Here is a 7,948-nt window from a genome sequence, read left to right as displayed (position 1 = left end):
AAGCAATTTGACCACGTAACGAGTCCATATCAAGTGCAGGACATTGTTTCCAAGCATAATTAGGATATTCTTGGTGCCCCCAAACATCTTGTGCTTCATTTACATTTGGTAGAACTTTAAATAAGACTTCAATTAATCCATACATGCTCTTTAGCTGCGGTAAAGTTGGCGGATTATAACGTAAATCACCCACTAAACAAACTCCTAGTGATCTTCGATTGGAATCTCCAACATGAGGAGTTTTAACTGCAAGATCTGCAGCCCATTGGATTGTCCCGTCTTTAAGGATGACAAATGCATATCCCATCCTGGACCAACCGAGAGTTCCGATATGGTAATTAGCAAATGCGTGTGCATCGCCTTCTTCTGTTAAGCTTTGATGTAAAGCTATTGATGTAATGTCTTCAATAGCTCTGTATGCCGTGAGTATAGTCTTACTCACTCTTATGGAGTTCCGGATATCCTGGACTGGCAAATTACCGAAATCTATTTTCATTTTCCATCACGCTCCATTAATTTTTTGCAAAATAAAACAACAACCCTATGGCTCCTAAGAAAACGCCACCTATGATTGTTGTTCCTGCCCAAAATATGATTTTATCAATTTTTTTCAACTGAGATTCATACCCATCAATACGCTCGATTCTCAATTCATCTATTTTATCTAAACGATGATGAGCGCTTTTTGCGCTTTGAAGAGCTTCTGCAGATACTTCTTTTACATTTCCGAGATTGTCCATCTTTGTTTCCAATCTAGCTAAACTCATTAAAATCTCTTTTTCCGTATTCACTTGTACGGCCTCCATTCAGATGACCTCCTTTACCCCATAAAAAATACGCCCTCATCGGCGTTATTGTGCTAATTCTCCAAGCTCAAGAGCTTCAAGTTCAGCTTTCACTTGTGGTTTCAATGTATCCGGTACCTGGCTATAAGTTTTATAACCACGAACAATTAAAGTTACATAAACAGTGACCATATCAGAATTCACCTCCATTCGTAAAAGGTAAATAATCATTTTAAACCTCTGTAGAAATTTCACGATCAAGCATCTCCTGAACTTCAGCACGATGGATCTCCGGTACCTCTTCAATTGTTTTGACCCCAGCCTTAACTAATTTGAAATAAATTACCACCATTAAGTTCCACCTCCAAGCACCATCTCGTAAATTTCTGTTATGGCCAACATGTTCGCGATATTATCCTCTTTAGTTATGGCTAATTCTTTTTCTAGTTGTTCATTTTTTTCGGTCAAAATTTCTATTTCAGTTTTTGGGATAACAGGTGGAATGTCTTTAATTTCCTCCCATGCTGCTTGGAGTTCTTCATTTGTTGGTTCTGGTACTGCTATGTTCCATTCACTAATAAAAGGACCATTTCCGTCCAAAAGTTCCATAATGGTAAAATCTTTTAACGGCACTGCATCTGGGTACAGATGTAAGATAGTTTTCGCTATGTCCATCTTTATCCTCCTATGGTGTAATTTGTACTACTGAAAGGAATGAATCTGTAGAATAAGTAGTTGCTACAGAGCCGAAACCGAAAATTTCGATATAATCACCTACAGCAAGTTTTAGGGTCGCAGAGCCATGTATCCCCAAGTTAGCAGATCCAGGCGAAACAACCTTACCCAGAGTAAGAAGATTCACACCATTTTTATATAAGTAAAGTTCACCTGCAGTATACTGGTCTAAGTCGAAACGTACGGTAGTGGAAAAGTGGTAAAGGCCCGCTTTTGCTGCAGTAAACCGATAGTTTGTTGTACTCCAGCGCGAGTTGGCGTTACCTTGTGGTGTTCCTTTAAATGCTACCTTCGTCATAACCGTAGCAGCAATACTTTGCGCTGTGACCATTTCAACATAGAAACCTGTACGTGTAGCGCTATCGTCATCGAGTTTTGCATTCCAGTTAGCTTTTTCTGTATCTGTAACTAAACGGTTACTAGCATCTTCAACGATTTGAGATCCTGCAATACTACTCCAAACCGCCGTACCGTCTGCCGAGTATTCTAAAAACTGATTCGCCGCGCCCCCTGCTGGTATATGCTTGTTACCTGCCGTAGTAGGGTGGACGTAGTTATTAGCACTTGCCGCAATTCCATCTAGCTTTGTTTTATCGGCTGCACTCATAGCTCCATCGGCTGCGGTTGTCGCATTTGATATATCAAAAGTTACTTTATCGTTTGTTGCGTCTGGAGTAATCGTAATAGGTGCTGTAGCAGCAAATGTAAGCGTATCTGTTTGTGTATCAGCTGCGATTGTCGTAGCCCCTACTACTACATTAGAAAAGGCGTTCTGATTAACGTCTGCGCTAGCAGATATTCCGTCCAGTTTACTTTTATCACTTGCTGCCATTAATCCGTTTGCTGCGGTAGTAGCGACTGCTGTACTAGCCTTACCATTCCAGTTCGCTTTTTCTGTATCTGTTACGAAACGATTATTAGCATCCTGTGTAATGATAGAAGGCGGGTGATTTGCTGGATGAGAATAATTGTTTGCTCCTGCTGCTATTCCATCTAACTTTGACTTATCCGCGGTACTCATAAATCCTGCTGCTGCGGTTGTCGCGGCAGGGTGAGCTGTTCCAGATGCACCCACATGACTTTTTGGCGCATAATTTGCGTCAGCTTCTGTCTTGCTGTAAGCCCCAACCTGCGCAGCAGTTACAGCATGTGGATTTGAAGTATCTGTTGTATGAGTGTTTAAGTTATTCTGTACGACGGTTGCTTTTGCTTGGGACCCAGTTACAGTTTCAATTTCCGTACTTAATGCGATCGTTACCTTATCGTTCGTGGCGTCTGGTGTCAAAACGACATTCGTTCCTGCAGCTAATTCTAGCGTATCGGTTTTACTGTCTGACGCAATCGTAGTAGTACCAACTTTAACATTCGCGAAGGTATTTTGATTAACTTCTGCCCCTGTTGCTATACCGTCGAGTTTTGTCTTGTCTGCTGCTGACTGAAAGCCTGATGCCATTTGGGTTGCGTTCGCATGGGCTGTTCCACCTGAACCTTTATGATTATTTAGATCTGTTTGTACATTACTTACAGCCTCGTCTGCATGTGCAATCGCGTTACCCTCTGCTGTGTCAGCTTTTCCCAATGAGGCTTGTACAGCAGTATCAAGATCAGCTTTAGGGATTCCTGATGCCGGCTTTGTATATTTGCCGTTTGCAAGGTCATATGTGGTTTTAACGGCTGAAGATGTCGCAGCTACAGTTGTACTGGTACTGTTAGTAGCGCTTGAAAGTTGGACAACCCCTTTTGCTGAAGTTGTCCCGTCTGGTAATTGAGCCACAGGAACTTTACCAGCTACCAACTGTGCAATTGTTTGTCCGGCACGGTCCGTATGAACAGCATTTTGTTGTACTTCTAATAAAGCTTGATGGGTCGTATAGAGAAACCAGTTCCACCAATCTGCTGGTGGTCTGTCGTCTGGTAACCACCCAGTGTCTATCTTACTTTGTGGCGGTTTTGTACCAAGATTATTCCATTCTGGTAATGGCTTGCTAAAAGGCATTCTTCAACCCTCCTTTTATATTGGTAATTGTAGCGTTTGATCTGGTTCAAACGTTGCTCCTAATGTCCCGCCTCGGCTTTGATCTAATGGAGCGAATCCTGTTTCGGTATTCGTTTCCAAAACATTATTTTGTGAAGAGAATCCAAAAGTACCACGCAGATCGACAGCAGCAACTCGTATTCCTGCAGCTACGACCTTTTGAGCGATATATCCAAACTGTACAGCTGTCATTCCGACTTTGTTTAATTCTGCGAGTGGAACTCCTTCAATAACAACCGCCGCTGGATCATTCTCTTCATATAAAGCCCTTATTTTAATTTTTGTTGGGTCTGCGTTTATTGATCGTGCTAAGGCATAGATCACACTATTAAAAGTCCCATCACTTGAATTTCGGGCAATACGGGCTTTAATGAGTACACGCATTATTTCATCTGTTGCCTGTCCTCTTCTTTGACCTGAATTTTCCCCGATCATATCTAGAGTTGATCCTTCAGCAAGATTTATATCTCTCCAACTTTCAATCTTTGAAAATGTCACATTCAAGGTGTCAATTTGTTCAGAAAGCAACAAGACCATTTTCCCAACGTTGGAATCACTCTTTTTCGTAAACAGATCGGGTAATTTCCGTATTATATCTGTGTAAACACTCATACAGTCACCAAGATGTTATCAGCATCAATCTGTGCAACCTCGCTCGTATTAATCGCAAGATTACTAGCCCCTTGTGTTCCAGCACTCTTACCAATCGTAACAGTCGCATCGACTACACCCTGAATTCCCATTACAGCAGCCAATATTTTAGAGTAAATCACATCTTCACCCATATTTAAGCCGACATAAAGTGTTCCGTCACTCGATGCTCCTCCTATGATTCTCACAATGGAGTCTTTCACTTCTGTTACACCAGTAGTTGTAAAAGTATTGTCTGTTGTTAAGGTAACATTTGAAAATATAGTAATCTGAGTGGCCGGAGTAAAACTTATTGTATGGCTATTACCAGAGATATCTTTGACAACATACGAGTCAGTACCGAAGAATTGAAGACCTACGTAATGATTGAAAAGAGTGTCCGCAATGATCTGACCTTCTCCGCCTAAAACATAAACTGCGTTACTATGAGGAGGTTGTCCATTTACTGTTGTGTTTGCGTTGTTTACAGAAATGTTTGCTGCTCGCACTCCAGCTATTCCAAGGACGGAAGATACTATTGCATCAGGTGTGCCACTTCCTACGTTAGCTCCAGAGCTTTTAAGGCGTGCCAAAAGTTCCGCATCCGTTTCCTCATCCCTACCACCCTCAGAAGCCAAAGGATTAGTCACATCATATATATCCGCACTTGGTTCAGACTGAACTATAATGGATCCGGAGGGAACATTACCAACGATACCAGCTGTTAAACAGACTGCACTGCCATTGCCTAGTCCATTCAAGTCTAGGATCACATTTTCAGTTAGTGCATAATCAATTCCACTTTCCGTTTCGAATCGAGTCCCCTCTAAAATGGTCGAATTGGGTACTCCGGAAAAAGAGAGGTCCACAATTGCGAACTGTTCCGGATTTCGTGAGGTGTTAAAAAAAGCTGTAAGCCGATCTAACTGGATACCTTCTGCCTTTGTAATGAATGCTGAATTATATACCTTTTCCGCAAGCTCCCATGTTTTTGAAAGGAACCAAGAGAACAAACGAATAAATATACCGAGGGGACTTCTTTCAGAAAGGTTCGCATCTTCTCCAAAAAGAGTTTTTGCTCTAGCCTCCATTTCCGTTTGAAGTTCAGCATAATTTTTCCGTTTAAAACCAAACCTATCAAGCATTTAAGTTCACCCCCTCAATAAGTAAACTTGTATTATCATTTTTAAGTAGAACCAAATCGATCAGTAATTTTCGTCCTACTTTTTTAAATTTAATTTCTTCAACTAAAGAAATCCTGTTCTCAAGAGACAAAGCTTCTATTATGCTATCTCTTGCTTCATTTTCATTAAAAAGTTTGTTTAGAAAGACTTCTCGATTCAAACCAAATTCCTCATTTAGAAACCATTCTTCTAATGCCGTTTGGAGGACCATTCTCACGGACTGAGCAAGTTCTTCGTCTTCTTTGACCATTAAAAAAGAACCTTGTTCAAAAACAAAGTCCCCATCTGGATTTAATAGTATGCTATTCATGATTAGACACCCTCCCAGATGCCAATGATTACACAATCTCGTATATCATGAGTACGACTTAATGTGGGATCAAAGGGAACTTTTTGAAGGTTATCAATCGATCTTTCACTTACACCACAAAAAACAACATCATTTGCGACTAGTGCGCCAACGTGTTTTAACACCGGTACCTTTAAAATCATTGGATATTTAACAGGTGTATCCCCCTTTACTACCTGCGTAAACAACACCTCAATATCAGCCTCTTTTGTGGAGCTGTAGTACTTTACAACTCGTGCAGGGACGAAGGTGTGAAGTGACATTTTTATATTACGAATCATTGAATCTACAAATTTAGTATTTGAACTCATAACCAACCCCCTCTACACGCATTCGAACTCAGTGATAAAGTCATCAGCATCGGCGATATGCTTTCCCTTAAAAGCTCTATAGACTCCGTTTGCAGACTTAGATTTAATGGTTAGAATGCTACAAGTTGTAATTCTATGCTGGAGGAGACACTTTACTGTGTATCCTCTTACAGCCTTATCCTCTGATCCTTTTTTATCCGTAATTTCAAATTCTGAAGGAGATCCAATGAGGCCGGTATTTTCCTCTAAAGTAAACTTTTCATCTGTACCGATCTCTACAGGTCGAATCACGAGTTTACCCCTTCTGTGATACATAATAGATCCGCAGTCCCTTACTACTTCTTCTAAATTATTCATGATAAGCTGCGTAACAATATAACCTTTTTTATAGATTACATTCTTTTTCAAAGTGATAGGTGCACCTAATTTTATTCCAAGAACGCTAACCAAACGCTTAATAATTGTTAAACCATCAGTTCCCTGTTTGAAACCAATCGATAGACTATCCTTTTTGTTTGTCGTGTCTTTTGTAACCTTAATCCTGGTAAAGTCCTCACCCTCAATAAAATATATGCTTGTTATTTTATCAAGCCCTTCCCACTTGGTTACAATTTTACTTACAACACCTGATGATAATACCCCTACGTCACCTGCATAACCTGCTTGTATTGAAGCCGATTGATCTTTCTTCAGACGAGACAAGGTACTCTGTGACAAGTTATATATTTCAATTTTGCTTTGATTTGGCTGAATATCGTCATCAAAGGGAGCTTCAAATCGGATTTCTAACTCATCATTAGTAAAAACCGCGTCTCCTACTGTGATTTTGATTACACGGTTATAATTATTCATCTATATCAGCCTCATCCGCAATGTAAAGGAATACCGAGATACCGAAATTATCCCAAGTGATACGCCCTTCCTTTTGAGCTAAGTCCCTTGGAACAATACTAGGAGCCGGAAGATCTAAACTTGAAAAATCATTCCATAAAGGTTGATTAAGTGTCAATTTTTCCCCTAGAACGAGTGGTACCTCTTGATCAAAACTATCTGGGCGATAAAGATCTACGGTGAAAAAATCTCCTGACTCATTATAAGAAAACTCGAGGGTGAATGTTTCATTAGCTAGGTCAATTTCAAAGCGCTCCGGAAGTTCACTCTTATTTACGTCGATATACTCCACTATTTCACCCTCGCTTTCCCACCGATTGGAATTTTAGTATCCGGCCAATTGTTCCAGCTTCTCAGTTGCTGAATGGAAGTTCCATACTTTTTAAAAAGGTACCAGTATGTTTGGCCTTTTCTTATAACGTGATAAACGGCTGTTGATTTCCTAGGTGTTTTAGATATTGGTTTCTTTTTACCTGTATTGGATACTGGCTTTCGTGTTGCTTTTTCTTGTGGGTTTGCCTTAATCCATGCAGTTTTTGTAATTCGAATTCTTCGTAATGAAATCTTTATAGCTGCGCCATTTGCCACAGAAGAATCATGATCCCCTGAAATATCGGTTATGATAACGTCTTGTGCTACCATTTTACCTACATATTTTGTGATCTCGCCTTTTTCCATCATGCTCTTTAATTGAGCCATGGAATTCTCCCAAGAGTTCGACAGTATATACCCAGAGATGGAGAATTCCGATGGACGTTTCGCTACATGATCAGTAAAAGGCTCCCCTTTTTCAACCGCATACATTGTTGCTTCTATCTTGTGTGATTCGCCTTCTTTTTCTATGTGAAGGGATACGTTACCTAATTTAGCCATTAACGAATCACCTCTGGATCATAAAGTGTACTAAGGAGATCAAAAGCTTCATCCATTGCTTCTTGAATCTGTTTCTTTACCGAATTACCATCGCCATTGTCTGATGACACATTAATAACAGGAGCGAACACAATTGAGCGATCCGAGCTAGTGTT

The 7,948-nt window shown here is 40.3% G+C and carries 13 protein-coding genes; all 13 read right to left on the bottom strand.

Features of this window, described 5'->3' with window-relative positions:
- A partial coding sequence (locus AWM68_RS08985) for a peptidoglycan recognition protein family protein (protein WP_197468151.1) occupies positions 1-442 on the bottom strand: 442 nt, incomplete at its 3' end.
- A 70-nt stretch (positions 443-512) separates the two neighbouring features.
- Positions 513-806, bottom strand: a complete 294-nt coding sequence (locus tag AWM68_RS08980; protein WP_066240189.1) for a hemolysin XhlA family protein — start codon at positions 804-806, stop codon at positions 513-515.
- A 45-nt stretch (positions 807-851) separates the two neighbouring features.
- Positions 852-1,040, bottom strand: coding sequence for a CD1375 family protein (locus AWM68_RS21375; protein ID WP_156488360.1), 189 nt, complete (start codon positions 1,038-1,040; stop codon positions 852-854).
- The gene (locus tag AWM68_RS22000; protein ID WP_269446786.1) at positions 1,018-1,137 is read right to left on the bottom strand and encodes a CD1375 family protein; all 120 of its coding nucleotides are present in this window, start codon (positions 1,135-1,137) and stop codon (positions 1,018-1,020) included. The genes AWM68_RS21375 and AWM68_RS22000 overlap by 23 nt, the downstream gene beginning before the upstream one ends.
- Positions 1,137-1,460 carry an XkdW family protein gene (locus AWM68_RS08975; protein WP_066240186.1) on the bottom strand — a complete coding sequence of 108 codons (324 nt, stop codon included), beginning with the start codon at positions 1,458-1,460 and terminating at the stop codon, positions 1,137-1,139. The genes AWM68_RS22000 and AWM68_RS08975 overlap by 1 nt, the downstream gene beginning before the upstream one ends.
- Positions 1,461-1,470: 10 nt before the next feature.
- On the bottom strand, positions 1,471-3,516 hold the full coding sequence (locus AWM68_RS21890; protein ID WP_066240182.1) for a tail fiber protein: 2,046 nt from the start codon (positions 3,514-3,516) through the stop codon (positions 1,471-1,473).
- A gap of 15 nt (positions 3,517-3,531) precedes the next feature.
- The gene (locus AWM68_RS08965; protein WP_066240180.1) at positions 3,532-4,167 is read right to left on the bottom strand and encodes a hypothetical protein; all 636 of its coding nucleotides are present in this window, start codon (positions 4,165-4,167) and stop codon (positions 3,532-3,534) included.
- Positions 4,164-5,330, bottom strand: coding sequence for a baseplate J/gp47 family protein (locus AWM68_RS08960; protein ID WP_066240177.1), 1,167 nt, complete (start codon positions 5,328-5,330; stop codon positions 4,164-4,166). Before AWM68_RS08960 ends, AWM68_RS08965 begins: the two co-directional genes overlap by 4 nt.
- A complete protein-coding gene (locus AWM68_RS08955; protein ID WP_066240174.1) occupies positions 5,323-5,679 on the bottom strand; it encodes a DUF2634 domain-containing protein in 357 nt (118 codons plus the stop codon). Before AWM68_RS08955 ends, AWM68_RS08960 begins: the two co-directional genes overlap by 8 nt.
- A gap of 2 nt (positions 5,680-5,681) precedes the next feature.
- A complete protein-coding gene (locus AWM68_RS08950) occupies positions 5,682-6,029 on the bottom strand; it encodes a hypothetical protein (RefSeq protein WP_066240172.1) in 348 nt (115 codons plus the stop codon).
- 12 nt (positions 6,030-6,041) lie between these two features.
- Positions 6,042-6,881, bottom strand: coding sequence for a phage protein (locus AWM68_RS08945; RefSeq protein ID WP_066240171.1), 840 nt, complete (start codon positions 6,879-6,881; stop codon positions 6,042-6,044).
- Entirely contained in the window at positions 6,874-7,212 is a 339-nt protein-coding gene (locus tag AWM68_RS08940; protein WP_156488359.1) for a phage baseplate plug family protein, read from the bottom strand. The genes AWM68_RS08945 and AWM68_RS08940 overlap by 8 nt, the downstream gene beginning before the upstream one ends.
- The gene (locus tag AWM68_RS08935) at positions 7,212-7,793 is read right to left on the bottom strand and encodes a LysM peptidoglycan-binding domain-containing protein (RefSeq protein WP_066240166.1); all 582 of its coding nucleotides are present in this window, start codon (positions 7,791-7,793) and stop codon (positions 7,212-7,214) included. The genes AWM68_RS08940 and AWM68_RS08935 overlap by 1 nt, the downstream gene beginning before the upstream one ends.
- Between the last annotated feature and the right edge of the window lie 155 nt (positions 7,794-7,948).

Source organism: Fictibacillus phosphorivorans, assembly GCF_001619875.1.
Classification (GTDB): Bacteria; Bacillota; Bacilli; order Bacillales; family Fictibacillaceae; genus Fictibacillus; species Fictibacillus phosphorivorans_B.
This window is presented reverse-complemented; position numbering and strand designations above follow the sequence as displayed.

Coding starts and splice junctions, on each gene's coding strand:
- AWM68_RS08935 (WP_066240166.1), bottom strand. CDS start 7,793: ATGGCTAAATTAGGTAACGTATCCCTTCACATAGAAAAAGAAGGCGAA.
- AWM68_RS08945 (WP_066240171.1), bottom strand. CDS start 6,881: ATGAATAATTATAACCGTGTAATCAAAATCACAGTAGGAGACGCGGTT.
- AWM68_RS08975 (WP_066240186.1), bottom strand. CDS start 1,460: ATGGACATAGCGAAAACTATCTTACATCTGTACCCAGATGCAGTGCCG.
- AWM68_RS22000 (WP_269446786.1), bottom strand. CDS start 1,137: ATGGTGGTAATTTATTTCAAATTAGTTAAGGCTGGGGTCAAAACAATT.
- AWM68_RS08950 (WP_066240172.1), bottom strand. CDS start 6,029: ATGAGTTCAAATACTAAATTTGTAGATTCAATGATTCGTAATATAAAA.
- AWM68_RS08980 (WP_066240189.1), bottom strand. CDS start 806: ATGGAGGCCGTACAAGTGAATACGGAAAAAGAGATTTTAATGAGTTTA.
- AWM68_RS08965 (WP_066240180.1), bottom strand. CDS start 4,167: ATGAGTGTTTACACAGATATAATACGGAAATTACCCGATCTGTTTACG.
- AWM68_RS21890 (WP_066240182.1), bottom strand. CDS start 3,516: ATGCCTTTTAGCAAGCCATTACCAGAATGGAATAATCTTGGTACAAAA.
- AWM68_RS08960 (WP_066240177.1), bottom strand. CDS start 5,330: ATGCTTGATAGGTTTGGTTTTAAACGGAAAAATTATGCTGAACTTCAA.
- AWM68_RS08955 (WP_066240174.1), bottom strand. CDS start 5,679: ATGAATAGCATACTATTAAATCCAGATGGGGACTTTGTTTTTGAACAA.